Raw genomic sequence first — 26,011 nt, 5'->3', positions numbered from 1 at the left:
GGCCCCGCACCTTTTCTTCAAAAGGTGCGGGGCCGCCGTCGTACTTGGCGCGAACGGACACTTAAGCCCCCGGGGCTTAAATGTCCGTTCGCGCTTCTCCGCCTAGGAGGCCAGCCAGATGTCAGGACCGAAGACCTCGTAGTGGATCCGTGTTGCCGGGATGCCGGCCTCGATGGCTTCGTTGCGGATCTTCTTCATGAAGGGAAGCGGCCCGCAGAGGTACAGGGAGGCGTCGGCGGGGAGGTCCACCTCGCGCAGGGACATGAAGCCGGCCTTCGTGCCCGCCTGCGGCTCCTCGAGCCAGACTTCAAGGTCCGCCCCGTTCAGGCGCTCCACGTCGGCGGTCATCTGCCCGCGCAACGCCCAGCTTTCCATGCTGCTTTCGGCGTGCAGAACCAGGACCTGGCGTTCGGACCCGGCCTCGGCGAGGGAACGCAGGATCGATGCGGTGGGCGTGCAGCCGATGCCGGCAGACGCGAGGACCACGGGACCGTTGGCATCCTTGAGGGTGATTTCGCCGTACGGGTTGGAGATTTCCAGGACATCGCCCACGGACACGCTGCGGTGCAGGACCGGGGAAACCTCGCCGCCGTCGTCGAGTTTGGCGGTGAAGGTGCGGCTTGTCCCGGCCTCGTCGGACAGGGAGTACTGCCGGACCTGGCGGATGCCGTCGGGCAGCTGGACCTTCACGCTGATGTACTGGCCCGGCAGCGCAGGCGTGACGGGGGTGTCATCCGCCGGGGCCAGGATGAATGTCATGGCGCCGGTTCCTGCCGGGGTCTTCTCGACGACGGTCCAGGGCATCCACATTTTGGTGTTGGACTGTGTTGCGTACAGGTCCTTTTCCAGCTTGATCAGGGCGTCTGCCATGAGCCAGTAAACCTCGGTCCAGGCTTCGGCGATTTCCGGCGTGATCACATCGGCCAGGTCCTCGGCGATGGCGGCGAACAGGTGCTCGTAGACCACCTGGTACTCCGGCTCGGTAATGCCCAGGGAGGCGTGCTTGTGGGCGATCCGGGAGAGGACGGCTTCCGGCAGTGTGCCCGGGTTGTTCACCAGATGTGTGGCGAAGGCGGCGATGCTGCCGGCCAGGGCCTGCTGTTGGTTGCCGGAGCGCTGGTTGGAGCGGCTGAACAGCCCGTCCAGGAGTTCCGGGTGCGCAGCGAAGAGCCGGGCATAGAACTTGGGGGTGATCTCGCCGATTCGTGAACCGACCAGGGGAAGGGTGGCTTCGATGACAGGACGGGCTTTGTCCGAGAGCATTGACACTCCTGAGCTAGTGGTCCGGGGTCTTTGGCCGGACCGGAACTGCAGATACTGGTATGTTGAATACGAGTTTCTGGTGACTCATTTCTACACCCTGTAGAAGGAATTTTTCAAAATGGAGAAGCCGGCGGCTGACGGGGCATCGAGGCGCCCGGTGGCCGGGCCGGATAGGCGCCCCCCTCGACGCCGGGTGCGGGTCAGCCGGGACGGGGGAGCCCGGTTCTCTGTCAGGCGCCGGGGCGCAGCCCGATCGCCCCGAAAACGGGCGTCATCTGGCGGGAGGTTGGCAATTCGGCCACCACGATGTCGTCGAGCTCGCGGTAAAAAGCCTCGCGCGCCCGGGCCAGGGCGCCACGGAGCCGGCATTCATTGATGAGGGGGCAGCTGCCGGCCGGGCCGATGCACTCGGCGGCGTCCTCGCGGGTGTCTAGCTCCCGCAGAACCTGGCCCACCGTGACGCGGCGGCCGGCGGCACTGAGCCGCGAGCCACCGTTGCGGCCACGCTCAACGTCAATCAGACCCATCATGCGCAGCTTCGCCACGGCCTTGCTGACGTGGTTGTAGGGCGTTCCGACGGCGTCCGCGATGTTCTGGGTGGTAAGCAGGCCGCCCTCGGGTGCGGCAGCGAGCACCATGAGGGCGCGCAGGCTGACGTCCGCGAAGGCGTTGATTTTCATGCTTATAGCCTAATGGCCTGCGCAAATCGCCGGTCCGTCCGGTGCGCGGCAGGATCTGCCCGCCACCGGACGGGCCGGGTCAAAGTGCTTTTTGGCTCCGGTCTAGTCAGTCCAGATGACGGGCTCGTTGGAGTCGGCGGCAAGGTCGCCGAACTCCCACTCACTGCCCCCGTTGCTGGGGGAGTATGGCAGGACGGCGGCGAAATCCGCCCCGTCCCGGTGCTCGGTGGCCACGTGGATGGCGTCCGAGTCCTCCTCGACCAGGGTGATGTCGCAGACGATGGCGGCGGCCCGGAACTCGTCCCGGTGCTGGCGCAACAGTTCCGTGATGTCGGAGATCATCCCGTCTGCGTCGAATTCGCTGTCCGGGCCGGTATCCGGATCTGCCGGCGAGACAGCCACGAGGCGGACGTCGCCGTCGTTCTCCACCACGAGGGCGAACGGCAGGAACCCGCCGCTGCGCTCAAGCTGTTCCTGGGCTGCCGCCATTCCGGTGCCTAGAAGGTTTTCCAGATCCGTGGCCGTGGACTCCGGAACGGATGCGCGCCACGAGGAGTGGGCAGGGGTCGAGTCGGGTGATGCCACGGGGCTGTCCTAGCTGCGGACCAGGGCCAGCACGCGGTCGCGGACGCGCTCCATCGTGGCCCGGTCCGTGGCTTCGGCGTTCAGCCGCAGGTACGGTTCGGTGTTGGAGGGGCGAAGGTTGAACCAGAAACTGCCGTCGGCGGCGGTGAAGGTGCTGCCATCCAGATGGTCCACCGCCACGTCCTCGGTCGCGAAATCGGCCCGGACGCGCTCCACGGCGGCGGCCTTGTCCTCGATTTCCGAGTTAATTTCGCCCGAAGAAATGTACGGTTCGTATTCCCGGCCGAGCTCCGACAGCGGGCCGTCCTGTTCGCCGAGGGCGGCCAGCACGTGCATGGCAGCCAACATCCCGGTGTCCGCGTTCCAGAAGTCACGGAAGTAGAAGTGGGCGGAGTGCTCCCCGCCGAAGATTGCGCCTTCCTCTGCCATAACGGCCTTGATGAAGGAGTGACCCACCCGGGTGCGCACGGCCCGGCCGCCGTCTTCGGCGACGAGTTCCGGCACTGCGCGGGAGGTCAGGAGGTTGTGGATGATGGTCGGCTTTGCCTCGCCCTGGGCCTTCGCGCGGGCGATTTCGCGGCGGGCCACCATGCCCGTGATGGCCGACGGCGACACCGCCTCGCCCTTTTCGTCGATGACGAAGCAGCGGTCGGCGTCGCCGTCGAAGGCCAGGCCGATGTCCGCGCCGTGTTCGACGACGGCGGCCTGCAGGTCGCGCAGGTTTTCCGGCTCCAGGGGGTTGGCCGGGTGGTTCGGGAAGGAGCCGTCCAGTTCGAAGTAGAGCGGAACGATGTCGAAGGGCAGTTTCGGCAGCAGCGTGTCACCCAGGACGGCCGGGGTGGTCAGCCCGGCCATGCCGTTGCCGGCGTCCACCACGACCTTGAGGGGGCGTGAGCCGGAGAGGTCAACGAGCGTGCGCAGGTACTCGGCGTAGTCCTTCAGCACGTCCCGGACGCCGATCTGGCCCTGCGTTTCGGCAGCGGGGATCGAGCCCGTGTTCAGGTACTGCTCGGCGAGGGCCTGGATCTCCTTGAGGCCGGTCTCGGAGGAAATGGGCACGGCGCCGGCCTTGGCCATCTTGATGCCGTTGTACTCGGCGGGGTTGTGGCTCGCGGTGAACGTGGCGCCTGCGGCGTTCAGGGCTCCGCACGCGTAGTACAGCTCGTCTGTGGAGATCAGGTCCAGGAGTTGGACGTTGGCTCCCCGGGTGGCGGCGCCCCTGGCGAACGCCTTGCTGAATTCGGGGGAGGACGGGCGCATGTCACCGCCGACCAGGACTGTCTGTCCCTCAAGGCCAAGCACGTCAACGAACGCTGCGCCTACGGCTTCGACGATTTCAGCGGTGATGGATTCGCCCACGATGCCACGGACGTCATACGCCTTGAACGAGGCCGAAAGGTCAAAAGTACGGGTCTGGTCGCTAGTCACGGCACTTATCTTACGGGCAGGCGCGCGGAGGCCTGTGAAGGGGAAGTCACAGAAGCGCGCGCCGGCTGTTGTCCACATGTCGGGGTCCCGGGGTTTGGTGTGTCAGAGGCGGCTGGGATACTGAATCAATGGCAAATAACCAGCACGCTCCTGTCCTTGCTTCTGCCCCCGGCTCCTCCGGTTCCGGCGCCGGAAGGGAGCAGGGAGTGGCCACCGGGACCCGGGACCAGGCCCTGTCCGTGCTGCGCGAGCTGGTGGGCCGGCCTGATGCCGACTTCCACGACGGCCAGTTCGAGGCCATCGAGGCCCTGGTCGACGGCGGCCGCCGCACGCTCGTGGTGCAGCGGACCGGCTGGGGAAAATCCGCCGTTTACTTCGTGGCGTCCCTGCTGCTCCGGCGGCGCGGGGCAGGGCCCACGCTCATCGTTTCGCCGCTGCTGGCCCTGATGCGGGACCAGGTGGCGGCGGCAGCCCGGGCAGGTGTACGGGCCGTGGCCATCAACTCGGCCAACCAGCTGGAGTGGGACACGGTGCGGGAGCAGCTGGCCGCCGACCAGGTGGATGTCCTGCTGGTTTCCCCCGAGCGGCTCACCAATCCTTCGTTCCGCGAAAACCAGCTGCCGGAACTCATCCGGCGCACGGGGCTGCTGGTTATCGACGAGGCCCACTGCATCTCCGACTGGGGCCACGATTTCCGGCCAGACTACCGTCGCATTGCGGACCTCATCACGCAGCTGCCGGACACCGTGCCCGTCTTGGCCACCACGGCCACGGCCAACTCCCGGGTGGTCCACGACATCGAGGAACAGCTCGGCGAGGGCGTGCTGACCATCCGCGGCGCGCTGGGCCGGGAGTCGCTGCGGCTCGGGGTCCTGGCGCTGCCCGACTCGCGTCAGCGTCTGGGCTGGCTTCTCACCCACCTCGCGGATCTGCAGGGCAGCGGAATCATCTACACCCTGACGGTCTCCGCCGCCGAGGACACCGCAAGGCTGCTTGCGGAGGCAGGCCACGAGGTATTGGCGTATACCGGCCGTACCGACCCCGCTGACCGCGAGAGGGCGGAGCAGCTCCTCAAGGACAACCAGGTCAAGGCGCTGGTGGCCACCTCCGCGCTGGGGATGGGCTTCGACAAGCCGGACCTCGGTTTCGTGGTGCACCTCGGCGCCCCGTCGTCACCGGTTGCTTACTACCAGCAGGTGGGCAGGGCCGGCCGTGGCGCCGCCAACGCTGACGTCCTGCTCCTGCCCGGGTCCGAGGACCGCGAGATCTGGCAGTACTTTGCCACCGCCTCCATGCCCTCCGAGGAGAAGGCCGCGGCTGTGCTGACCGCGCTGGCGGAGGCCGGCTCGGCGGTATCCACCGTGGCTCTGGAGGCCCGGGTGGACCTTCGCCGGACACCCCTGGAACTCCTGCTGAAGGTGCTCTCCGTGGACGGCGCGGTGGAACGGGTAGGCGGCGGCTGGCGCTCCACCGGAATGCCCTGGACGTACGACGCCGAACGGTACCGCCGCATCGCGGAGGCCCGGGTGGACGAGCAGGACTCCATGGTCATCTACCAGGACACAGCCGGGTGCCGGATGGAGTACATCACGTCCGTCCTGGATGATGAGACCGCAGCCGCCTGCGGCCGTTGCGACAACTGCGCCGGCAGATGGTTCCCCGCGGAGGTCGCGCCGACGGCCACGGAAGCTGCCGGGCAGACTCTCAGCCGCGCGGGCATCGTGCTGGAGTCCAGGCTTCAGTGGCCCAGCGGAATGGACCGCCTCGGCGTGCCCGTGAAGGGCAAGATCAAACCCGACGAGAACACGGCGGACGGCCGGGTCCTTGCCAGGCTGACGGACCTCGGCTGGGGCGGGGCGCTGCGCGAACTTTTCGCGGCCGGTGCTCCGGACCGCGCTGTCGATCCCGCCATGCTGCAGGCCTGTGTCCAGGTGCTGCGTGAATGGGGCACCGGTGATTCCCGGATTCCCGGATGGAGCGGCGTGGGCCGGCCGGCAGCGATAGTCAGCCTGCCCTCGCGCAGCAGGCCCGAACTCGTGGACTCGCTGGCCCGGGGCATCTCCCAGATCGGCCGCATCCCGTACATCGGCCAGCTGCAGCTTGAACACGGCGGGCCCAGCGGCGGCCGCGGCGGCAACAGCGCCTACCGGCTGGCCGGGGTGTGGGACCGGCTTGTGGTGGGGGAGTCATTGGCGGCAGAACTCGCCGGGCTGGGCGGCGGCAGCGTGATGCTCATCGACGACCTCGTGGACAGCCGGTGGACGGTTACCGTCGCGGGACGCGCCCTCAGGCGGGCCGGTGCGGGCGCGGTGCTTCCGCTGGCGCTGGCCCAGGCCGGCTGACCGCTGCCCCCGCATGCCGGTGCAGCGTAAGGCTGTCGAGGGTGCTGAGGAGCATCAGCACCGCAATCGACAGGAAGGCGCCGCGGTAGGCGGCCACACCGCTGCCGTCCGGTCCGGCTGACAGGATGCCGCCGAATCCGGAGGAGAGCAGGGAATCCGACTCGAAGAGTCGCAGCAGCAGGGCGCCCACCGCGATTCCGGCGCCGGTGGCCAGCTGAACGATAGTGGCCGACACGGCGTTGGCGGACGTCAGCTGCGCGGGCTGGATGTCGGCGTACTGGACCGACGCGTACGCGGAGAAGCCAATGGACCGGAACGCCCCGCTGCACACGAGCAGCGCGAAAACCAGCGGTTCCGGCGTGGCCGGGGTCAGCATCGCGCAGAGGGCGAAGGTGGCAGCCGACGTCAGCGACGCGAACACCAGCACGGGCTTGAAACCGAAGCGCCTGATCAGCGGGGTCGTGGCGGGTTTGATGCCGATGTTGCCGATGAACACGCCGGCCACCATGATGCCCGCATGCAGGGGGCTCCAGCCGAAGCCGTTCTGGAACATCAGCGGCAACAGGAACGGCACGGCACTGATGGTCAGCCGGTAGATGAAGCCGCCCGAGTTGGTGGCCCGGAAGGTGCGGGTGCCGAACACGCTCAGATCAAACAACGGGTGGGCCGCGCGACGCATCCAGAAGACCGCAGCGCCCAGCGCGAGAACCCCGGCCAGAATGCTCGGCCAGGTCCACAGTCCGCCAGGGTGGCCGCTGGCCAGTTCAAGGCCCGCCACCAGCGCTCCCACGCCGGCCGTGGTGAGGGCAAGTCCGAGCCAGTCCAGCCGGCGGTTGCGGTCGCCGGGAACGGCCGGGACCAGGCGCAGGGCCGCGAGGAAGGCTGCGGCGCCGAGCGGCAGGTTGATCAGGAAGATCCAGTGCCAGGACAGGTATGTGGTCAGGGCGCCGCCCACGAGAGGCGCCAGGACCGGAGCCAGCAGCCCGGGCCAGACGAGATAGGCCGTGGCACGCAGCAGCTCGGACTTTGGCGTCCCGCGAAGCACCAGCAGCGTACCGACCGGCACCATCATCGCCCCGCCCAGGCCCTGCAGGACGCGGCTGACGCTCAGCACCGTGAGGTCCTGGCTGGCGGCGCACAGCAGCGACGCCACGGTAAAGACGGCGATGGCCAGGCAAAAAATCCGCCGGGCCCCGAGCCGCTCCGCCAGCCAGCCGCTCAGGGGGATGCCCATGGCCACCGTCATCAGGTAGGCGGTCATGGTGATGTTCACGCTGGCCGACGGCACCCCGAAATCCGCGGCGATGCTCGGGATGGCGGTTGTCAGGACCGTCCCGTCGAGGAACTCCATGAAAAACGTGGCCGCCACCAGCAGGGCCAGCCGGGGGCTCCACGCCTCGTTGGCAGAAGGCTGGTTCATGCAATCATCCTGCCACCGGAAAGCGCTTTATCGCCTTGAGCGTCCGGCACGCGGACGGCAGCGGCCGGCGAGGCGCCGGAGCGCGGGAACGCAAAAGGCCCCGGTCGGGGACCGGGGCCAAACGCGGAGACGGGGGGATTTGAACCCCCGGTCGAGTTTAACCCCGACCCTTCATTAGCAGTGAAGTCCATTCGGCCGCTCTGGCACGTCTCCAATTGCTATTCCTAGCCCACCAAGGATACGCAGAACCGGCCATCCAGTGCAAAACGGCGTCAGGCCGTGCCTTCCGCCAGTGCCTTCCACAGGAAGTGCTGGCTGCGGCCCTGGAGCGCGGCGGCCTGCCGGTTGTCCGAGGCGCCGGCGTGCCCGCCCTCCAGCGCTTCATGGAACCAGACGTTAGGGATGCCCATGGCCAGCATGCGCGCTGCCATCTTCCGGGCCTGGACAGGACCCACGCGGTCATCGGACGTTGCGGTCCAGATGAAGGTCTCCGGATACTCCACGCCGTCCCTCAGCTGATGGTAGGGAGAGAAGGTCTTAATGAATTCCCAGTGCTCGGGCAGATCAGGGTCGCCGTACTCGGCAATCCACGAGTGTCCTGCCGACAGCTTCGTGTACCGGCGCATGTCCAGCAGCGGAACCCCGCAGGACACGGCACCGAACAGTTCGGGGTACCGCGTGAGCATGTTGCCCACGAGCAGGCCACCGTTGGAACCGCCGACGCAGCCGAGCCGCTCCCTGCTGGTGACACCCCGCGAGATCAGGTCCCTGGCCACCGCCGCAAAGTCCTCGTAGGCGCGGTGCCGGTTTTCCTGCAGCGCTGCCCGGTGCCAGGACGGGCCGTATTCCCCGCCACCACGGATATTGGCCACGACGTAAACGCCGCCCCGGCTGTGTCCCTCCGCAAGGCCGTCGCCTGGAACCGCGGCAGTGCGCCGCTCCAGCCATGCCCGGCCGATGGTGCCGCTGTACGCCGGCGTGCGCGAAACCTCGAAGCCGCCGTAGCCGGAGAGCTGCGTGGGGTTCTGCCCGTCGAGGACCAGGCCCCGCGCGGCCACCTGGAAGTACGGCACCTTCGTGCCGTCTGCGGAGACGGCGAAGTGCTGCTGCACTTCGTAGTCCGCTTCATTGAAGAACGACGGCGACGCCTTGACCTCCGCATGGCTGCTCACCACGCCCGGCGCGGCAGTTCCGTCAGAAGCGACGCCGTCGGCGGTTCCCCGGGTCAGCGTCCCGCGCGTCAGCGTGCTCGGCGTCGTGAAGCCGGTGGCAACCAGCCAGAAGTCGTCCCCGGCCCCGCTTTCCGCCTCGTCCTCGTCGTCCACGGCGAAGGCATTTACATCGTGCAGCGGCGGGCAGGCGTCCAGCAGCGAGGACTGCCATGCAGCGGAAGGATCCAGGACCCGGATTTCCGAGGACACGTCCTTCAGCAGGTTCAGCAGCAGGAAGTTCCGCGTCCAGCTCCAGGACTGCAGGGAGGTATGCGCGTCCGGGGCGAAGAGAACCGTCAGTTCGCGCTCGCCGGCGAGGTAAGCCTGGAAATCGGCGGCGAGCAGCGAGCCGGCCGCGTAGGTGGGGCCGTTCACCGTCCAGTCGCGCTGCGGCCTGAACAGCAGCCATTCCCTGTGGACGCCGGTGTTCACGTCGGTGGGCACATCCACCGGCACCCAGCCACCGTCCTGGAGCACGGACGTGCGGCGGTTAAAGAAGTCGATCCAGTCCACCGCGAACGTCCGCTCAAAGCCGGGCGTGGAGTCGTGGGCCACGATCGCCATCATGTGGTCCTCGGGAATCTCGAAGATCCGCGGCGCATCTTTCAGGGACTGGCCACGACGCAGCCGCACGGCGGTGCGCGCGTACGACGACGCAGTGCGGGGGAGATCCTCTGCCGTACTGGCGACCAGCAGCGTGTCCGCATCGAGCCACGAGACGTTCCCCTTCGCCGTCGGGAGATCAAAACCGCCGGCGGCGGGATCAACGAAGGCGCGGGTCTCGACGTCGAACTCCCGGTAGCGGTTGGCATCGCCGCCGTCGGGGGAGAGCGCCACCAGCGCGCGCCGGTACGGCTGCCCGGGTTCGGGCCGGAGCAGGTTCGCTCCGTGGAAGACCCACTCCACGCCGTCGGCGGCCGCCAGGGCGTCCACGTCGAGCAGCACGTCCCACTCCGGGGCGTCGCTGCAGTAGCTGTCCCAGCTGGTCCGGCGCCACAGGCCCTTCGGGTTCTGCCGGTCCTTCCAGAAGTTGTAGTACCACTCGCCGTGCTTGCTCACCATGGCGATTTTGTCCGTCGAGTCCAGCACCTCGAGGATCCCGCCCTCGAGCCGGGCATAGTCGGCGTCCTCCAGCAGGTCCTCCGTGCGGGCATTCTGCTCGCGCACCCAGGCCAGCTGCTCCTCGCCGTAGATGTCCTCCAGCCAGATGTTCTCGTCGGTGGGCGCGGGCGCGGTCTCGGTGGGAGCGGCGCCGGACGCGGGGGCAGAATCAGCTGCAGTGGTGGTCATGCGCCCATCCAAACAACATCCCCGCTCAGCTAGCAAGTCACATGCCGATACTCTGGAAGGCGTGGTTATTTCGCAGAGCATCCGGACGGCGCTGATTGGCGCCGGTCCGCGGGGTACCAGCGTGCTGGAGCGGCTGCTCGCCAACTGGTCGGCGGCCCGTCCCGCCGGAGCCCGCCTGCACATCGATGTCATCGATCCGTTTCCCGCCGGTCCGGGGCACGTCTGGCAGCCCGGACAGTCGCGCCTCTACCTGATGAACACGCAGGCGTTCTATCCCACGCTGGTTCCTGAGGACACGGGGCTGGCCGCGCCGGTGGCGGGCACCACCTTCGACCGCTGGCGCACAGCCCAGCAGCACAGCCCCCTGCCGGAGCTTTCCGACGACGAGCGGGCAGAGCTCGCCGTGCTGGGATCCGGTGACTTCCCCAGCCGGGCCATCTACGGCCTTTACCTGCGGTCCACCCTGGAGGAGCTGCTCGCCGCGCTGCCCGACGGCGTCACAGTCGAGATGCACCAGGCGACGGCCACCGCTGCGCGCCGGCAGCCGGACGGCACGTTCGCCGTCGAACTGAATGGGGACGGACTGAACAGGGATGGACTGAACGACCACGAACGGAAGGAGGGCGGTCAGAACGACGGCGTGACCCTCACCGTCGATTCCGTCGTCCTTGCGCTCGGCCACCTCGCGTCCCGCCTCAGCCCGGAACAGCGCGAACTGCAGGCTGCCGCCGCCCAATTCGGCCTGCGTTACTTCCCGCCCGCCGTCCCTGCCGACGTCGACTGGAGCGCGATTCCTGCCCGGGAGCCAGTACTGGTCCGCGGGATGGGCCTGAACTTCTTCGACGTGATGGGCCAGCTCACGGAGGGCAGGGGAGGGAAGTTCGTGGAGTCCGGGGACGGGCTCGAGTACCTGCCTTCGGGCCAGGAACCCATCATCTTCGCCGCGTCCCGCCGCGGAACGCCGTACCGGTCCAAGGCCACCCTCTCCGGCTACTACCCGTCGTCGGTCACGCTCCGCTACTTCACCGGGAAGGCACTGCAGCGGTTTACGGCGGCCGGAATTGTTCCGGCGTTCGATCACGACCTCTGGCCGCTCCTGCACCGGGACGCGCTCTGGGCCTATTACACAACCCTGCTGCGCTCGCAGCCCGATGCCGTTCAGGACCATGCCTCGTTCCGCAAAGAGCTGGACGAGGCGCTGCACCCGCATGCCCACAGCACCGGCCGGTGGGAAGAGGACTTCAACGCCGTCGTGGGCCGCCATGTCCAACCGGGCAGCAGGCTGGACCTGCGGGGCCTTGCCGCCCCGCTGTCCGGGCGGACGTTCGCTTCGCGGGCCGAACTGGATGCCGCCGTCGTCGACTACCTCGACGACGATGCGCGCCGCTCCGCGCTCGGCGAGGACGACCCCGTCAAGATGGCCATCGGGGCGCTGCACCACGGCCGAGCCGTGCTGAAAACGGTGGTGGCCGACGGCGGGATCACCGATGAGTCCTGGGTCGCCGGCCTGCGGGGCTGGTTTGAGTCGCTGGTGGAGGGCCTCGCCAGCGGCCCTCCGGCGCTGCGGTCCGAGCAGCTGGCGGCACTGGCACGCGCCGGAATTGTCAGCTTTGTGGGTCCGGATCCCAAGTTCGGCGTGGCCCGCGGGAAGCGCGCCTTCACCGCCGCCTCGCCGTGGGTGCAGGGCGGTGCCGCGGAAGCGCACACGCTGGTGGAGGCGCTGGCGCCAGCCAACCGGGTGGCCCTCAACGAGTCCCCGCTGCTGGAGCAGCTTCTCGCCGACGGGCTCGTGCGGCCACGGACCATGATGACGGTGGAAGGCACGCCGGTGCAGTCCTCCGGCCTCGACGTCCGCCCGCACCCGTACCGGCCGGTTGCGGCCAACGGCCAGGTCACCGACGGGATGTACGTGCTGGGGCTTCAGCTTTCGGCTGCCCAGTGGGGAACGGCCATCGCCGCCGAAGCGGCCCAGCAGTCCGGTCCGGTGTACCCCAGCGGGCAGCGCACCCTCCGCGACGCCGACGAGATCGCCCGCGCCATCCTCGGCCTTCCCCCAAACGTTTCTTCAGGTCCCGCTGCCTGAACCGCGACAACGCGGCTATAGGGCGCCCTGTCCGCCGGTCTCGACGCCCGCCTCGCCCTGGCCAGTGTCGGCGATGAGTTTGAACCGGGCCCCGGTGGGGTCCGTCAGCGTCGCCAGCCGGCCGAAGGGGGTGTCATCCGGCCCGTCGACGAGGGTCGCCCCCAGGCTGACAGCTTTGTCGATGGCGGCGTCAGCGTCCTCGACGGCGAAGTAGATGACCCAGTTGGAGGGGACTTCGCCGGGAAGGTCGGCTGTGGCGTCGTAGATGCCGGCCTTCGCGTCCCGGCCTGAGCCCAGGGTGGTGTAGCGGAACTCCGGGGTGTCGCTCATGACGTCGGTGTTCCAGCCGAACACGTCCTGGTAGAACTTCACCGCAGCGGCGTAGTCCTTCGTGTGGAGCTCATGCCAGGCCGACGCGCCCGGCTCGGCAACAAGGTCGAAGCCGCGCATTTCACGGGGCTGCCACGCGCCGATGGTGGCCCCTGAGACGTCGCCGAAGAAGGCCATGTGGCCCTGTTCCGGGACATCCATGGGCTCCATGTAGACCTGGCCGCCGTTGGCCGTGACCGCCGCGGCCGTTGCGGCGACGTCGTCGGTGCGCAGGTACACGGACCATGTGTCCGGCATGGTGGCCTGGTCCTCCTGCTTCTGCATGATGCCGGCCACGCTCTTGCCGTTCTTGGTGGCGGTGATGTAGCCGCCGTACTTTTCCTGGTCTCCGGTCTGGAAATCCCAGCCGAACAGTTCGCCATAGAACTGCTTCGCCTGGTTGGTGTCGGTGGTCATGAGATCAATCCAGCAGGGTGCGCCGGCCGTGATTTCAGGGGTGGGCATAGTCTGCTCCTGGTGTGCTGTGCGGGATGTCTCCGCAGGTCATGGAGTTACTACGGACAGGACAGACACTATGCCGGGGGTGCGACAGTTTCAATGGGCGGCCGGGGGCTTCAACGGGCAGCTGCCGGCGCCGTGGGTTCGCTCAGCGCTGGTCCGAATATGACGTGCCGGGTTCCTGGTCGTCGTCGGCCTCGACCCACTCGATGAAGTCCTTCAGTGACATGCACCAGTAGTAGTCCGAGTACCGCAGGCTTTGCTTCTCAGCCTTGCTCATGACCTCGACCCCCACATGCAACCGTGGATGCGGACTCTCCCTCCCGCGGTCGCGGGAAAGAGCGGTGCTGATACAAGTGAACGCCTTCGGCCACGGCCGCGCATGAGTGGGGCGTACTCGAATTCTGCAGGGCAGGTACTCGGATTACCTGATTTTCGGGCGACCATCCGCACTCCTACTTGCCCGTACGCGTGGCCACTGCCTGCGCACGCAAAAGGCCGGCCGAACCAACCCTTTCGATTGGCCCGGCCGGCCTTCAAAATGGCCGTCATCGCGGTGCTTTTCGCACGCCGCCGGCCCTGCGCGGAAGGTAAGAGATTCGAACTCTTGGTACGGGGTTACCGCACACTGGTTTTCAAGACCAGCTCCTTCGGCCGCTCGGACAACCTTCCCTAACTAGTAGTGTTTCATAGGCAGTTGGCTGCAACAAAAATCGCCGCGTGGCAGTTGTCGCCGGTGCACAGTATTTTTGGGGCAGGAATCAGCTAGAAATCGGGAGTTCGCCATGAAAGCCGTCTTTATCTCGGAGCCCGGCGGGCCGGAAGTGCTGGACATCCGCGAGGTGCCGGCTCCCGAGCCGGGCCAGGGCGAGGTCCTCATCGATGTTGTGGCGGCGGGCCTGAACCGCGCCGACGTCCAGCAGCGGAGGGGCTACTACCCGCCGCCGCCGGGCGCCTCGGAGATTCCCGGGTTGGAGGTTTCCGGCAGGATCGCGGGGTTCGGCCCCGGCGTGACCAAGCCGTTTTCCATCGGGGACAAGGTCGTGGCGCTGCTGTCCGGCGGCGGCTATGCGCAGCAGGTCGCGGTGCCCTCGGAACAGGTGCTGAGGATTCCCGACGGCGTCGATCTGGTTACCGCTGCCGCCCTGCCTGAGGTGGCGGCCACCGTCTATTCAAACCTGGTCATGACCGCGCAGCTGCAGCCGGGGGAGACGGTCCTGATCCACGGCGCCACGGGAGGCATCGGCACCATGGCCATCCAGCTGGCCAAGGCGCTGGGCGCTACCGTGGCAGCCACCGCCGGGACGGAGGAAAAAGTCAGCACCGCCAAGGCGTTTCTGGGTGCGGACATCGCCATCAATTATGCGGAGGAAGACTTCGCCGAGAGCCTCCGCGCGCAGAACGGCGGCAAGGGTGCCGACGTCATCCTGGATGTGGTGGGCGCGAAGTACCTGCAGAAGAACGTCGACGCACTGGCGGATTACGGCCGGCTCGTCGTCATCGGCCTCCAGGGCGGCGCCAAGGGGGAGCTGGACCTCGGCCAGCTGCTGCGTAAGCGTGCAGCCGTCGTGGCCACGGCGCTCCGGCCCCGGCCGGCCGCGGAGAAGGGCGTCATCATGACGGCGGTCCGGGACTCCGTGTGGCCCCTCGTCTCTGAGGGCCGGATCCACCCGCTGGTGGCCAAGACCTTTCCGCTGGACCAGGCCAGGGCGGCCCACAAGTATTTCGACTCCGGCGAACACGTGGGCAAGGTCCTGCTGGTGATGTAGCGCCGAGCGGGAGCGGTAGATACTCAGTATTGCGATTCGCCCGAGGACGGACTAGGCTCGGACCATACGCGGTATGCACGCGTCTTGGGGGCGTGTGCATACCGCCGACTTCCAGCCAAGGAGCCAGATGTCCATCCGCCATAGCCTCCTCGCCCTCCTGCAGGACCAGCCGCGTTACGGCTACCAGCTCAGGGTCGAATTCGAAGACCGCACGGGATCCACCTGGCCGCTGAACATCGGGCAGGTCTACACCACCCTCGACCGGCTGGAACGTGATGGCCTCGTCAGCAACGACGGCGGCGACGGCGAAGGCCACGTCGTGTACAGCATCACGGAGGCCGGCAGGGCGGAGGTCCAGGGCTGGTTTGCGACGCCGGTGGAACGCAGCAATCCACCGCGGAACGAGCTCGCCATCAAGCTGGCGCTCGCCGTCACCCTGCCAGGGGTGGACGTGGCAGCAATCATCCAAGCCCAGCGCGCCGCTTCCATGCGCGCCTTGCAGGACTACACGAAGTCCCGGCGGGACACCGCGGCCAACCAGCGGGCCGCGGACACGGCCTGGCTGCTGGTGCTGGATTCGCTGATCTTCCAGACCGAGGCGGAGATCCGCTGGCTGGACCTGTGCGAGGCCAGGATGGTGCAGCTTGCGCAGGCCTCCGGGACGCGCGGCCCGGCACGCAGGCCATCCACCGGGGCCACTGCGGAAGACGCTGCCCCGCTCACAGCGGAGAACCGCCGGTGAGCGTGCAGGGACCGCAGCAGGTCCTTGAGCTCGCCAAGGTCAGCAGGACATTCGGGCAGGGAGCGACGGCCGTTGCCGCCCTGCGGGACGTGGACCTCACCGTCAACGCCGGGGAATTCGTTGCGGTGATGGGGCCGTCCGGCTCCGGGAAATCATCGCTGTTGGCGCTGGCCGGCGGACTGGACCGGCCGACGTCGGGCGGTGTCTTTGTGGAGTCAACGCCCCTGGCGGGGCTGGGACTGAACGCGCTGGCACGGCTCCGCCGCCGTGCCGTGGGCTACGTCTTCCAGGACTTCAACCTGGTTCCGACGCTATCTGCCGTGGAAAATGTCGCACTGCCGCTCGAACTCGACGGCCTGCCGGCCAGGAAAGCACACCGGCAGGCGCTGGATGCCCTTCGGCAGGTGGGGATCCCCGATCTCGCGGACCGGTTCATGGATGAAATGTCCGGCGGGCAGCAGCAGCGCGTGGCCATCGCCCGCGCCATTGTGGGAAGCCGCCGGCTGATCCTCGCCGACGAACCCACCGGCGCGCTGGATTCCACCACCGGCCACGGCGTGATGGAGGTGCTCCGCTCCCGCGCCGACGCCGGCGCCGCCGTCATGCTGGTCACGCACGAGGCCCGCCATGCCGCGTGGGCGGACCGCGTGGTGTTCATCCGCGACGGCCGGATCGTGGATGAGGCAGTGGCGATGCACGATCCGGCAGTTCTCCTGACACCGGCCGGCTGAGATGGCCCTGGATGTTGCGCCCGTGCCTTATGACCGGTGGCACAGTTTCCGTCTTGCCCTTCGGATGGCGCGCCGGGACATCAGCCGGCACCGCGGCCGCTCCCTGCTGATCATCCTGCTGATCCTGCTGCCCGTTGCCGGCATGACCGGTGCCGCGGCACTGGCGCAAAGCATGCAGGAAACGCCGGCCGAACGCGTGCAGTACCAGCTGGGCAGCACGCAGGCGCGGCTCCGCAGCATGCCTGCCTCGAATGCCGAGACGGTGCAGGACCCGGTGCTTGAAACGGCAATCATCACGCGGAACTTCACCGTCGATCCGGACTTCACACCAGGGAACCCGCGGGACGCCATCCCGGCAGGTTACGAGGTCCTCACCGAAACGCAGCTCACACTCACGGTCAGGGCCCGCGCCTCGGGTGGCGGCGCGTCCGACGTCCCGGTGATGGCCAAGGCCGTCGACTCCCTGAACCCCGCCTTCACCGGCAAATACACACTCCTGCAGGGCAGGCCGCCCGCCGCCGGTGATGAAATCCTCGTCTCGCCCGGAGCGCTGGAACGCTTCGGTATCCGCCTGGGCGACAGGCTGACGACGGCGGACGGCACCTTCGCCGTCGTCGGCACCCTTCGGGATGCCACCTACTCGGACGGCAATCCGATCCTGTTCCTGAAGCCGGGGCAGGCTGCCATGGGCAGCCCGCCCGCCCAGCGGAGTCCGCTCGGCGAAACGATGTATTACCTCGTGGGAACAAAACCCGTTACCTGGGACCAGATCCGTGACCTGAACAGGGACGGCATCGCTGTGCTCTCCCGCACTGTGGCACTCGACCCGCCGGTCCCCTCGGGCACTGGCTCCGGCTCAGGGGCCATGGACGCCGCCGGCTACGTTACCGGCGTGCTGATCGGGGCACTTGCCCTGCTCGAAGTGGGCCTGCTGGCCGGGGCAGCGTTTGCTGTGGGAGCGAAGCGCCAGGTCCGGGAGCTCGCCCTGCTTGCCGCCAGCGGCGCTGAAGCACCCACGGTGCGGGCGGTGGTGACCGCCGCCGGGCTATGGCTTGGGACTCTCGCGGTGGTTGCCGGTGCCGTGCTGGGGGCCGGCGGGGCTGCGGCGGTGGTGGGCATAGCAAGGCACCTGGGCTCGGTCCGTTTCCCCGGCTTCCACCTGGACATCCTGCCCACTGCCGCTGCCATGGCCATGGGCCTGCTGGCATGTTTCCTGGCCGCCGTGGTCCCTGCCCGGCAGGTTGCGCGGCAGGCGGTGCTCGGTGCCTTGAAGTCCGGCCGCGCACCCGCCGTTTCGGGGCCCTGGCCGGCGAGGGTGGGAGTCCTTCTCCTGGTTGCGGCCATCATCAGCCTGGCGGCCGGGCGAACGCTGGGGCTGACCGGTGACCTGGACGCCGTCGCTGCCCGCACCCCGCTGGTCGCGGCGTTGCTCACCGGCGGTGCGGTCCTGGCGGTTGCGGCTCTGGTGCTGCTCACCGCGACGTTCGTGAAGGTCCTGACTGCACGCACCGCCTGGCTGCCGCTGCCGCTGCGGATGGCCGCCCGTGACTCTGCCAGGAACCGGAGCCGCACGGTTCCCGCCGTGGCGGCAGTCCTCGCCGCCGCCACGCTGGCCAGTGCGGCGATGGTGCTCTCCGCGAGCCAGATGGAGGAGGCAACGCGCGCGCATATGTGGGCTGCGCAGGAAAACCAGGTCTCGCTGCCGCTGGAGACCTCTCCCGTCCAATCACCGGGGGCCTCTGTCCCGCCCATTGACCCGGCTGCCGTAGCCGCGGCGCTGCAGCGGGAGGTCAGCACCGTGCAGTGGACGCAGATCCTAAGGGGTCCGGTGCTGAGCAAGTGCGACATGCGGGCGGCCGCCGGCGGATCCCCTCCCGCCGATATTGGCGCAGTGGACTGCCGGCAATACAGGCTCGCCGTACCGGCCGGCCAGGAATGCCCTGCCACCCCGCAGGGCCGCGTCCTGGATGGGCAGGACTGGCGGTGCAACGGATCGATGTTCCCCGCCGGCGCCGCCGGCCAGCTTCCGCCGGTGGTCGTTGGCGGCGTCGACGAGCTGCGGGCTCTGCTGGGCCGGGAGCCCAGCCCCGCCGCGGTGGCCGCACTGAACAGCGGCGGAATGGTGGTCAGCAACCCGGTCTTCGTTAAGGATGGGGAAACCACGTTGCAGTCCTATGACGTGCGCCAACCCGTTCCCGGCTCCGGTTCCGGCGTTGCCTACAAGCCCCTGACCAATACCGGGCTGCCCGCGGTTGTGGACGCGCCGGACGTGCCGGTGCCGTTCTACGGCGTCATCCCTCCGGGTACCGCGTCCAGGCTGGGTATCCACTTCGACAACTCAGTACTGCTCGCCCAGCTGTCCGCATACCCGGAAGCCGCTGAACAGGACAGGGCATCGGCGGCACTCGCGCAGGTTTACCGGATCCAGGCGATGGGCTTCTACGTTGAGCCGGGAGCAGACCGGACCGGGTCCGAACTGCTGTGGCTGATCGTTGGCACCAGCGCACTCATCACGCTCAGCGCCGCCGGCATCACCACGGGCCTGGCGCTCGCCGATGCCCGGGCGGACCACATGACGCTGGCCGGCGTCGGGGCGCCGCCGCGGCTGCGGAAGGCACTGGCCGGTGCGCAGTCCCTCATGACCGCGTCCCTTGGCACCTCGCTGGGAGTGGCCGCAGGGGTGGTGCCCTCGGTCCTCCTCATCGGGGCCACCCGGATGTTTGCGGAGCCGGTCGTTCCGTGGTTGCCGCTGCTGGCCCTGCTCGTTGCGGTGCCACTGACCGGCAGCGCACTGGCCTGGGCCTTTGCCCGTGCCCGCCTGCCGGTGTCCCGGCGAACTCTCGGTTCCTGACAGCTGTGCCTGCGGGCCGGCACGGGACGGGTGCGGGATGGTCCGGCAGGCCGTCCGTTCACCGAGGTACTGGAAGCCGTTCACCGCGGTAACGGGACCGCTCGCCGATTCCTTGGGGAGCACCCCGCAAATGGCCGCGATCAGAGCCTTACCCGTTGGTAGGGTGCCCGTGGCACATTCCGTGCCACTTGGGAATCTCAAGGAGGAGACATGGGCACCATGCCTGAGGACGGGACCCGAACGGCGGACGGGGACCTGAATCCCGACGTCGATGAATCGCTGCCGCCGACGTCCGTTGATGACGCGGTCCGCGACGCCGAGGAGCGCAGATGGACCCCTGCGAAGATCGCCATCTGGGTGGCCATCGCGCTCCTGGGCGGCGTGGCCTGGGTCATGCTGGCGATCGTCAGGGGCGAAACGGTCAACGCCATCTGGTTCGTGTTTGCCTCGGTGTGCACCTACCTGATCGGCTACCGCTTTTACTCGAAGGTCATTGAGCGGTACCTGCTCAAGCCTGATGACCGCCGCGCGACGCCGGCCGAATATAAAGCCGACGGCAAGGACTACGTCCGCACGGACCGGAACGTCCTCTTCGGACACCACTTCGCGGCCATCGCCGGAGCCGGCCCGCTCGTGGGGCCCGTTATCGCCGCCCAGATGGGTTATCTCCCCGGCACCATCTGGATCATCATCGGCGTCGTCCTTGCCGGCGCCGTCCAGGACTACCTGGTCATGTTCTTCTCCATGCGCCGCGGCGGCCGTTCCCTCGGCCAGATGGCACGCGAAGAGCTCGGTGTCATCGGCGGCACCGCCGCCCTCGTGGCCACCCTGCTGATCATGGTGATCATCGTGGCGATCCTTGCGCTCGTCGTCGTCAATGCGCTGGGGGAGAGCCCCTGGGGTGTCTTCTCAGTAGGCATGACCATCCCGATCGCGCTGTTCATGGGCGTGTACCTGCGGTACCTGCGTCCAGGCAAGGTCATGGAGGTTTCCATCATCGGCTTCGTTCTGCTGATGGCGGCGATCATCGGCGGCGGCGCCGTGGCCGGCACCGAGTGGGGTGCGGCGTTCTTCCACCTGGACAAGGTCACCATCGCGTGGGGCCTGATTGTCTACGGCTTCATCGCTGCCATCCTGCCTGTGTGGCTTCTGCTTGCACCGCGCGACTACCTGTCGACGTTCATGAAGATCGGCGTGATTGTGATGCTCGCCGTAGCCATCATCGTCGTGCGCCCCGAAATCACCGTTCCAGCCTTCAGCGAGTTCGCCGGCCGCGAGAACGGGCCGGTTTTCTCCGGTGCGCTGTTCCCGTTCCTGTTCGTCACCATTGCCTGCGGCGCGCTGTCCGGCTTCCACGCCCTGATTTCCTCCGGCACCACGCCGAAGCTCATCGAGAAGGAGCGACAGACCCGCTTCATCGGGTACGGCGGCATGCTGATGGAGTCCTTCGTCGCCATCATGGCGCTCGTGGCGGCCATTTCGATCGACCGCGGGATCTACTTCGCCATGAACGCCCCCGTGGCGCTGACCGGAGGAACGGTGGAGACGGCGGCCCAGTGGGTCAACGGGCTCGGCCTGGCCGGCGTCAACATCACTCCCGACGTCCTGGCCCGGACCGCCGCGAATGTGGGCGAGGAAAGCATCGTCTCGCGCTCCGGCGGTGCACCGACGCTGGCCGTGGGCCTCGCCCACATCATGCAGCAGTTCATCGGCGGCACCGGCATGATGGCCTTCTGGTACCACTTCGCCATCATGTTCGAGGCGCTGTTCATCCTCACGGCGGTCGACGCCGGTACCCGGGTCGCGCGGTTCATGCTGCAGGATTCGGTCGGGAACTTTGCCCCGAAGTTCAAGGAAGCGTCCTGGCGGCCCGGCGCGTGGCTCTGCACGGCCATCATGGTGGGGGCCTGGGGCGCGGTGCTGCTGATGGGCGTCACCGATCCGTTGGGCGGCATCAACACCCTGTTCCCGCTGTTCGGCATCGCCAACCAGCTGCTGGCCGCGATCGCGCTGGCGGTGTGCATGGCCATCGCTGCGAAGCGCGGCTCCTTCAGGTTCCTGTGGATTGTTGCTGTGCCGCTGGCTTTTACCGCCGTCGTCACCATCACGGCGAGCATCCACAAGATCTTCTCCTCCGTCCCGACGGTGGGGTACTTCGCCAACAACGCGGCCTTCAGCAAGGCGCTGGCCGACGGGAAGACCTCCTTCGGCACGGCCAAGACCACCGCGGCCATGGAGGCGGTGGTCCGCAACACCATGATCCAGGGCTGGCTGTCCGTCATCTTCGTGGTCCTGAGCATTATTGTGATCGTCACAGCGGTGGCGGCCACGGTGAAGGCCTTCCGGAACACCACGGCCGGCGTTCCCAACGTCAACAACGAGGACCGGCCGCATCCTTCGCAGGTGTACGCGCCCGCCGGGCTGGTTCCCACCCCGGCCGAACGCGAGCTCATGGCGGAATGGAACACGCTGCCCGCGGACCTGCGTGCCGAGCGGGCGGGCCATCACTGATGAGCGCCGGAACGGGATTGGGCGGCTTGCTGCCCCCCGTGTTGCAGGCGCTGCGCGGCTTCGCGCGGTACCTGCAGGGAGTCATGGGCGCCGACGCGTACCGGAAGTATCTGGAGCACCATGCGGCGGCCGGCCACGGCAGGCCGCCCATGGACGAGCGCGCGTTCTGGCGGGACCGGACCGACCGGCAGGACACCAACCCGCAGGGCAGGTGCTGCTGACCGTGGCTTCATTGCCGGCCGAATTGGCCGTCCGCAGGATCGGGCCGGCGGATGCCGGCGCGCTCATCGCGCTGGCGGCTACGGACAACCTCTTTGACGAGGACCCGCGGATCGCGCCGTCGGGGGAACTAAACCCTGACGGCGCCCGGGAGTTCCTCGCCGACCCCTCGGTTCTCTTCTGGTTGGCCGAGTCCGGGGGACAGACCGTGGGATTCCTCCACTGCTGCATCCAGCGGCGCCGGACGCCCGGTCCCTGGGCCGAGCTGCTGCTGATGGAGATGGGAACCCGGGCCGGCTGGCGGCGCCGTGGTATCGGCCGTGCGCTTATTGCCGAAATGGAAGCATGGATGAGGGGCAATGCAGTGACCGAAGTGTGGGTTCCGGCCAACACGTACGCCGTCGGCTTCTACCGCAAATGCGGTTTCGCTATGGACGAAGGCGAAATCCTGGTCAAGGAGCTTCATTGACTGGACTCCGTATTCCGGCACCGTGAGAGTATGAACGCATGAGCGATCCCGAAGACACTCAAACCACCCGGACGGCGGCTCCGCAGGCCGCCGTCCAGCCCGGCCAGCCGGGCGTTCAGGACACGGCGCAGCAGGCGGCGGAGGCTTCAGTGCCCTCATCCGTGCCGCAGGACGAGGAACCCGTGGAGGGCACCACGCTGGATGCGGGTGCTCCCGGAAGCCCCGCCGAGTCCGAAAAATCGAAAAGGGCCAGCCTGCAGGACCTCGTGGATGAGCCGGCCAAAGTGATGCGGATCGGCACCATGATCCGGCAACTGCTGGAAGAGGTGAAGTCGGCGCCCCTGGATGACGCCGCGCGGGGCCGCCTGGCGGAGATCCACGAGCGCTCCATCCGGGAGCTTGAGGACGGCCTGGCGCCAGAACTGGTGGAGGAGCTGGAACGGATCAGCCTGCCCTTCCCGGAAGACGGCACGCCGTCGGACGCCGAACTGCGGATCGCGCAGGCCCAGCTGGTGGGCTGGCTGGAAGGCCTGTTTCATGGCATCCAGACGGCCATTGCCGCCCAGCACGCAGCCCGGGAACACACGCTCGCCCAGATGCAGCTCCGGCAGCTTCCGCCAGGCACCGTCATTGCGCCCGGCGTCGTCATCGGTGAGAACGGCGAGCCGCAGCGTGCCACGGCACCCAATCCGGGCACCGACCCGCTGCATCCGGGCCGCAAGGAAGACTCCGACCACGGCCCCGGCCAGTATTTGTAGGCCCCTTTGGGATTTTTCACGGCCGCCCGGCAAGGGCGGAAAGACGACGCCGAACTTGGCAAGGGCTTATGGCGCCGTGCCCATGACCGATTCCACCGCGGACTGGACCGGTACCACCAGGTGCTTGAGGGTGTGGAGGACGACCAGCTCTACGGAGAGCTGGTCGAGATAGCCAACCAGCTGGCCGGACTCTCCGGACGGGTCCGGGAGATCTGCGTTGAGGCGCAGCGGCGCTCGCCCAGCGACGGCCTGGACATTCCGCACAATCTGGCCGGTGTCCACCGCTCGCTGTCCAAGGCGGGCAATTCGCTGGCCGCCACCGCAGAGGCGGCTGCGATGCTCAGGCTCGCCGTGGGACCCGTCCCCGTTGGCGCGGCTTCCGTCTGGCGCCGGGCGGAGACTGTTTTTGAGCAGGTGGCCGACGCCGAACGGCGCCTCTCGGAGGCCTGACGGGCCGGGATTCCTGCCCCGCCGAAATATTCCCCGTGACGCGCCTTTACGCGGCTAGCTTAGCTTCGTCATATTCCGTGCGGACCACGTCCGATTGTTGGCAGGATGGGCAAATGACTTCTTCACCAACACTGACATTCAATGACGGCAACACCATTCCCCAGCTGGGCTACGGGGTTTGGCAGGTTGAAGACGACGTAGCCGAGAAGGTTGTCTTCCAGGCTTTCCAGGCCGGGTTCCGGCACATCGACACCGCCAAGATCTACGGCAACGAATCCGGCGTGGGCCGCGCGATCGCCAGCTCCGGGCTTTCGCCTGAGGAAATTTTCATCACCACCAAGCTGTGGAACGCCGACCAGGGCTACGAGTCCACGCTTGCCGCGTTCGAGGAGTCACTGGAGCGCCTGGGCCTTGAAACGCTGGACCTGTACCTCATCCACTGGCTCCAGCCCAAGCAGGACAAGTACGTGGACACCTGGAAGGCGCTGATTGAACTTCAGAAGCGCGGCAAGGTCAAGTCCATCGGCGTCTCAAACTTCACCATCGAAGGCCTGCAACGGATCATCGACGAGACCGGCGTGGTTCCGGCCATCAACCAGGTGGAACTGCACCCGTACTTCAGCCAGACGGAACTGCGGGAATTCAATGCCTCGCAGGGCATCCTGACCCAGGCCTGGTCTCCGCTGGGCCAGGGCGGTGAGCTCCTCGAGGATCCGGTTATTGCCGGCATTGCCCAGAAGCACGACGCCACTCCGGCGCAGGTGGTCATCGCATGGCACCTTGCGATCGGAAACGTTGTCATCCCCAAGTCCGTCACCGAGTCCAGGATCCGTGAGAACTTTGACGCCCTGAACGTCACCCTGGACGCCGAGGACGTTGCGGCCATCAACGGGCTGGACCGCACCGCAGAAGGTACCGGCAGGATCGGCCCGGACCCGGCAGTCTCTGACTTCGCCTAAGTTCCCGGGCTGCCACCGGGGAGGCCCCGCCAACGTTCGCTGACCCGGACGGGGCGGGGCCTTTCCGCGTTGACCAGGTCCGGCCGTTCGGGGCTGGCTGTTCAGCCCCGGGCCCGGCCTAAGCCGCCAGTTGTTCCCGCTGGACGGCGACGGCGTCGACGACGGCCCAGCTGTCCTCGCCGGTGATGTTGCGGCTGGCGAAACGCTCTGCCGCCGCCAGGGTGTCGAAGACCTCGGTGCGGATCCGGCCGCAGTCGGCGTCGAAGTAAGTTACGTGGAACTCTGAATTATTTTCCATGCCTCCATCGTGCAACCGGGGTCTGACATTTTCGGAAGTTCACTCCGGCGTGTTGCGGAGCCGGAGCACACGTTCCTTGGCCAGTACCGCCGACCGCTTTGTTTTCTCCGCCGCCCGGGCGTACTGCTTCGCCTCGGCGGCAGCCGTCTCACGTTCCTTCCGCGCGGCATCGAGTGAGAGCTCCAAGGCCCGGAGCCGCTGCCGTGCCTCGCTGACTTCCGTCGTGAGCTGGTCGAAGGCTGCCGCGGCTTCCTCCTGGGCCTGGGCGCGGCGCGCGGCCTCGTCGGCGGCATCAGCGGCCGCATTCTCGGCCTCCGCCAGCGCCGCCTCGGCCTTCTCCAGCAGGGACGGTGTGACGGGCCGGGGCGCGGTGCGGACGGCCCGGAGCCGCGGTTTTTCGGTCTCGACGGCGTCGGCAGCGCGCTCCGTTCCGGCCGGCGCCTTCCGGGGCTGGACCCTTGTGCGCTGGCCGGCCGGAGCCGTCTCGGCGGATGGTTCCCGGCGGCCCTTCGGTGCACCGCCGGCAGGGCGCTGCATTCCGCTGGGCCGCTGCGGCGGGAGGGGCCGTGGCGGCAGCTTGCCAAGGGCAGACGGAACCGCCACCGCCTCACTGACATCAAGCTGGTCCACGCCGTCGGCTGACAGCCCGCGCAGCAACAGACCGCTTTCGACGGCGGCGGCAGCAGCCAGGTCCGCAGTTGCGGCCCGCAGTGTCTCCTCCACTTCGGTGGCAACTGCACTGCTGATCTTCCGGCCCTGCTTCTCAGCGGCGAGCCGTGCTTCACCGACAGCGGTGCCCAGGAGCTTCCGCCGTTCCTTGGCGAGTTCCCTCAGTGCTGCGGCATCCAGCGAAGCCTGCGCCTCCTGCATGGTCTGTCCGAGGGTCCTGAGCTGTTGAACGGCGCCGGGGCTGTGATGCGCCAGCATGTTGACGGTCCAGGCGGCCACAGAAGGCTTCGGCAGGGTCCGGATCGCCTGGGCAAGGGACTTGTTGGATGCGGAGGCATCCTTGGCTGCGGCGGTACGCGCGGCGACGAAGTCGTCGAAGGGAAGCGCGTACAGTGCCTGGGCGGCGCGCTCCAGTTCCTCCTCCATGACAGCCATCATATGGTTCGGCGGGCACG

22 protein-coding genes and 2 tRNA genes are annotated in these 26,011 nt (G+C 67.9%); 12 read left to right on the top strand and 12 right to left on the bottom strand.

Annotation, left to right across the window (positions count from 1 at the left end):
- Positions 1 to 102: 102 nt before the first annotated feature.
- The 4 genes from AC5RWD_RS19970 to AC5RWD_RS19955 form a co-directional block, all read right to left on the bottom strand.
- Entirely contained in the window at positions 103 to 1,263 is a 1,161-nt protein-coding gene (locus AC5RWD_RS19970) for a globin domain-containing protein (RefSeq protein WP_494021678.1), read from the bottom strand.
- A gap of 230 nt (positions 1,264 to 1,493) precedes the next feature.
- Positions 1,494 to 1,943: an RrF2 family transcriptional regulator gene (locus AC5RWD_RS19965; protein WP_494021677.1), complete on the bottom strand. Its 450-nt coding sequence runs from the start codon at positions 1,941 to 1,943 to the stop codon at positions 1,494 to 1,496.
- A 102-nt stretch (positions 1,944 to 2,045) separates the two neighbouring features.
- Entirely contained in the window at positions 2,046 to 2,528 is a 483-nt protein-coding gene (locus tag AC5RWD_RS19960) for a hypothetical protein (RefSeq protein WP_494021676.1), read from the bottom strand.
- 9 nt (positions 2,529 to 2,537) lie between these two features.
- Entirely contained in the window at positions 2,538 to 3,956 is a 1,419-nt protein-coding gene (locus tag AC5RWD_RS19955) for a phosphomannomutase/phosphoglucomutase (RefSeq protein ID WP_494021675.1), read from the bottom strand.
- Between the two features lie 128 nt (positions 3,957 to 4,084).
- On the opposite strand from AC5RWD_RS19955, the gene AC5RWD_RS19950 reads away from it, so the two are divergent.
- A complete protein-coding gene (locus tag AC5RWD_RS19950; protein ID WP_494021674.1) occupies positions 4,085 to 6,298 on the top strand; it encodes a RecQ family ATP-dependent DNA helicase in 2,214 nt (737 codons plus the stop codon).
- Here the strand turns inward: AC5RWD_RS19950 and AC5RWD_RS19945 are convergent.
- The 3 genes from AC5RWD_RS19945 to AC5RWD_RS19935 form a co-directional block, all read right to left on the bottom strand.
- On the bottom strand, positions 6,243 to 7,718 hold the full coding sequence (locus AC5RWD_RS19945; protein WP_494021673.1) for an MFS transporter: 1,476 nt from the start codon (positions 7,716 to 7,718) through the stop codon (positions 6,243 to 6,245). The genes AC5RWD_RS19950 and AC5RWD_RS19945 overlap by 56 nt on opposite strands.
- Positions 7,719 to 7,842: 124 nt before the next feature.
- Positions 7,843 to 7,931 (bottom strand) — tRNA-Ser (locus AC5RWD_RS19940).
- A gap of 59 nt (positions 7,932 to 7,990) precedes the next feature.
- Positions 7,991 to 10,219: a prolyl oligopeptidase family serine peptidase gene (locus AC5RWD_RS19935; RefSeq protein ID WP_494021672.1), complete on the bottom strand. Its 2,229-nt coding sequence runs from the start codon at positions 10,217 to 10,219 to the stop codon at positions 7,991 to 7,993.
- Positions 10,220 to 10,280: 61 nt separating this feature from the next.
- On the opposite strand from AC5RWD_RS19935, the gene AC5RWD_RS19930 reads away from it, so the two are divergent.
- Positions 10,281 to 12,302, top strand: a complete 2,022-nt coding sequence (locus tag AC5RWD_RS19930) for an FAD/NAD(P)-binding protein (RefSeq protein ID WP_494021671.1) — start codon at positions 10,281 to 10,283, stop codon at positions 12,300 to 12,302.
- 15 nt (positions 12,303 to 12,317) lie between these two features.
- On the opposite strand, the gene AC5RWD_RS19925 is transcribed toward AC5RWD_RS19930, so the two are convergent.
- The 3 genes from AC5RWD_RS19925 to AC5RWD_RS19915 form a co-directional block, all read right to left on the bottom strand.
- Positions 12,318 to 13,136 (bottom strand): VOC family protein, encoded by an 819-nt coding sequence (locus AC5RWD_RS19925; RefSeq protein ID WP_494021670.1) that lies wholly within the window; start codon positions 13,134 to 13,136, stop codon positions 12,318 to 12,320.
- A 142-nt stretch (positions 13,137 to 13,278) separates the two neighbouring features.
- Positions 13,279 to 13,410 (bottom strand): hypothetical protein, encoded by a 132-nt coding sequence (locus tag AC5RWD_RS19920; RefSeq protein WP_494021669.1) that lies wholly within the window; start codon positions 13,408 to 13,410, stop codon positions 13,279 to 13,281.
- Between the two features lie 304 nt (positions 13,411 to 13,714).
- A tRNA-Ser gene (locus AC5RWD_RS19915) sits at positions 13,715 to 13,802 on the bottom strand.
- A gap of 113 nt (positions 13,803 to 13,915) precedes the next feature.
- On the opposite strand from AC5RWD_RS19915, the gene AC5RWD_RS19910 reads away from it, so the two are divergent.
- From AC5RWD_RS19910 to AC5RWD_RS19865, 10 genes are all read left to right on the top strand, one after another.
- The gene (locus AC5RWD_RS19910; protein ID WP_494021668.1) at positions 13,916 to 14,899 is read left to right on the top strand and encodes an NAD(P)H-quinone oxidoreductase; all 984 of its coding nucleotides are present in this window, start codon (positions 13,916 to 13,918) and stop codon (positions 14,897 to 14,899) included.
- A 127-nt stretch (positions 14,900 to 15,026) separates the two neighbouring features.
- Entirely contained in the window at positions 15,027 to 15,641 is a 615-nt protein-coding gene (locus AC5RWD_RS19905; protein WP_494021667.1) for a PadR family transcriptional regulator, read from the top strand.
- The gene (locus AC5RWD_RS19900; RefSeq protein WP_494021666.1) at positions 15,638 to 16,372 is read left to right on the top strand and encodes an ABC transporter ATP-binding protein; all 735 of its coding nucleotides are present in this window, start codon (positions 15,638 to 15,640) and stop codon (positions 16,370 to 16,372) included. The genes AC5RWD_RS19905 and AC5RWD_RS19900 overlap by 4 nt, the downstream gene beginning before the upstream one ends.
- 22 nt (positions 16,373 to 16,394) lie before the next feature.
- Positions 16,395 to 19,223, top strand: coding sequence for an FtsX-like permease family protein (locus AC5RWD_RS19895; RefSeq protein ID WP_494021665.1), 2,829 nt, complete (start codon positions 16,395 to 16,397; stop codon positions 19,221 to 19,223).
- A gap of 210 nt (positions 19,224 to 19,433) precedes the next feature.
- Complete coding sequence (locus tag AC5RWD_RS19890; protein ID WP_494021664.1) at positions 19,434 to 21,734, top strand: carbon starvation CstA family protein; 2,301 nt, start codon at positions 19,434 to 19,436, stop codon at positions 21,732 to 21,734.
- Positions 21,734 to 21,955 (top strand): YbdD/YjiX family protein, encoded by a 222-nt coding sequence (locus tag AC5RWD_RS19885; protein ID WP_494021663.1) that lies wholly within the window; start codon positions 21,734 to 21,736, stop codon positions 21,953 to 21,955. Before AC5RWD_RS19890 ends, AC5RWD_RS19885 begins: the two co-directional genes overlap by 1 nt.
- A 2-nt stretch (positions 21,956 to 21,957) precedes the next feature.
- Entirely contained in the window at positions 21,958 to 22,422 is a 465-nt protein-coding gene (locus AC5RWD_RS19880; protein ID WP_494021662.1) for a GNAT family N-acetyltransferase, read from the top strand.
- A gap of 38 nt (positions 22,423 to 22,460) precedes the next feature.
- Positions 22,461 to 23,180: a bacterial proteasome activator family protein gene (locus AC5RWD_RS19875; RefSeq protein ID WP_494021661.1), complete on the top strand. Its 720-nt coding sequence runs from the start codon at positions 22,461 to 22,463 to the stop codon at positions 23,178 to 23,180.
- Between the two features lie 6 nt (positions 23,181 to 23,186).
- Positions 23,187 to 23,630: a hypothetical protein gene (locus AC5RWD_RS19870; RefSeq protein ID WP_494021660.1), complete on the top strand. Its 444-nt coding sequence runs from the start codon at positions 23,187 to 23,189 to the stop codon at positions 23,628 to 23,630.
- 113 nt (positions 23,631 to 23,743) lie between these two features.
- Positions 23,744 to 24,589 carry an aldo/keto reductase gene (locus AC5RWD_RS19865; protein WP_494021659.1) on the top strand — a complete coding sequence of 282 codons (846 nt, stop codon included), beginning with the start codon at positions 23,744 to 23,746 and terminating at the stop codon, positions 24,587 to 24,589.
- A 118-nt stretch (positions 24,590 to 24,707) separates the two neighbouring features.
- On the opposite strand, the gene AC5RWD_RS19860 is transcribed toward AC5RWD_RS19865, so the two are convergent.
- Positions 24,708 to 24,887, bottom strand: coding sequence for a hypothetical protein (locus tag AC5RWD_RS19860; RefSeq protein WP_494021658.1), 180 nt, complete (start codon positions 24,885 to 24,887; stop codon positions 24,708 to 24,710).
- Between the two features lie 39 nt (positions 24,888 to 24,926).
- The gene (locus AC5RWD_RS19855; protein ID WP_494021657.1) at positions 24,927 to 25,982 is read right to left on the bottom strand and encodes a hypothetical protein; all 1,056 of its coding nucleotides are present in this window, start codon (positions 25,980 to 25,982) and stop codon (positions 24,927 to 24,929) included.
- Between the last annotated feature and the right edge of the window lie 29 nt (positions 25,983 to 26,011).

The organism is Arthrobacter sp. CMU6, from assembly GCF_059090205.1.
This window is presented reverse-complemented; position numbering and strand designations above follow the sequence as displayed.

Coding starts and splice junctions, on each gene's coding strand:
- AC5RWD_RS19970 (WP_494021678.1), bottom strand. CDS start 1,263: ATGCTCTCGGACAAAGCCCGTCCTGTCATCGAAGCCACCCTTCCCCTG.
- AC5RWD_RS19965 (WP_494021677.1), bottom strand. CDS start 1,943: ATGAAAATCAACGCCTTCGCGGACGTCAGCCTGCGCGCCCTCATGGTG.
- AC5RWD_RS19950 (WP_494021674.1), top strand. CDS start 4,085: ATGGCAAATAACCAGCACGCTCCTGTCCTTGCTTCTGCCCCCGGCTCC.
- AC5RWD_RS19945 (WP_494021673.1), bottom strand. CDS start 7,718: ATGAACCAGCCTTCTGCCAACGAGGCGTGGAGCCCCCGGCTGGCCCTG.
- AC5RWD_RS19935 (WP_494021672.1), bottom strand. CDS start 10,219: ATGACCACCACTGCAGCTGATTCTGCCCCCGCGTCCGGCGCCGCTCCC.
- AC5RWD_RS19925 (WP_494021670.1), bottom strand. CDS start 13,136: ATGCCCACCCCTGAAATCACGGCCGGCGCACCCTGCTGGATTGATCTC.
- AC5RWD_RS19920 (WP_494021669.1), bottom strand. CDS start 13,410: ATGAGCAAGGCTGAGAAGCAAAGCCTGCGGTACTCGGACTACTACTGG.
- AC5RWD_RS19910 (WP_494021668.1), top strand. CDS start 13,916: ATGAAAGCCGTCTTTATCTCGGAGCCCGGCGGGCCGGAAGTGCTGGAC.
- AC5RWD_RS19905 (WP_494021667.1), top strand. CDS start 15,027: ATGTCCATCCGCCATAGCCTCCTCGCCCTCCTGCAGGACCAGCCGCGT.
- AC5RWD_RS19890 (WP_494021664.1), top strand. CDS start 19,434: ATGGGCACCATGCCTGAGGACGGGACCCGAACGGCGGACGGGGACCTG.
- AC5RWD_RS19885 (WP_494021663.1), top strand. CDS start 21,734: ATGAGCGCCGGAACGGGATTGGGCGGCTTGCTGCCCCCCGTGTTGCAG.
- AC5RWD_RS19875 (WP_494021661.1), top strand. CDS start 22,461: ATGAGCGATCCCGAAGACACTCAAACCACCCGGACGGCGGCTCCGCAG.
- AC5RWD_RS19865 (WP_494021659.1), top strand. CDS start 23,744: ATGACTTCTTCACCAACACTGACATTCAATGACGGCAACACCATTCCC.
- AC5RWD_RS19860 (WP_494021658.1), bottom strand. CDS start 24,887: ATGGAAAATAATTCAGAGTTCCACGTAACTTACTTCGACGCCGACTGC.
- AC5RWD_RS19855 (WP_494021657.1), bottom strand. CDS start 25,982: ATGGAGGAGGAACTGGAGCGCGCCGCCCAGGCACTGTACGCGCTTCCC.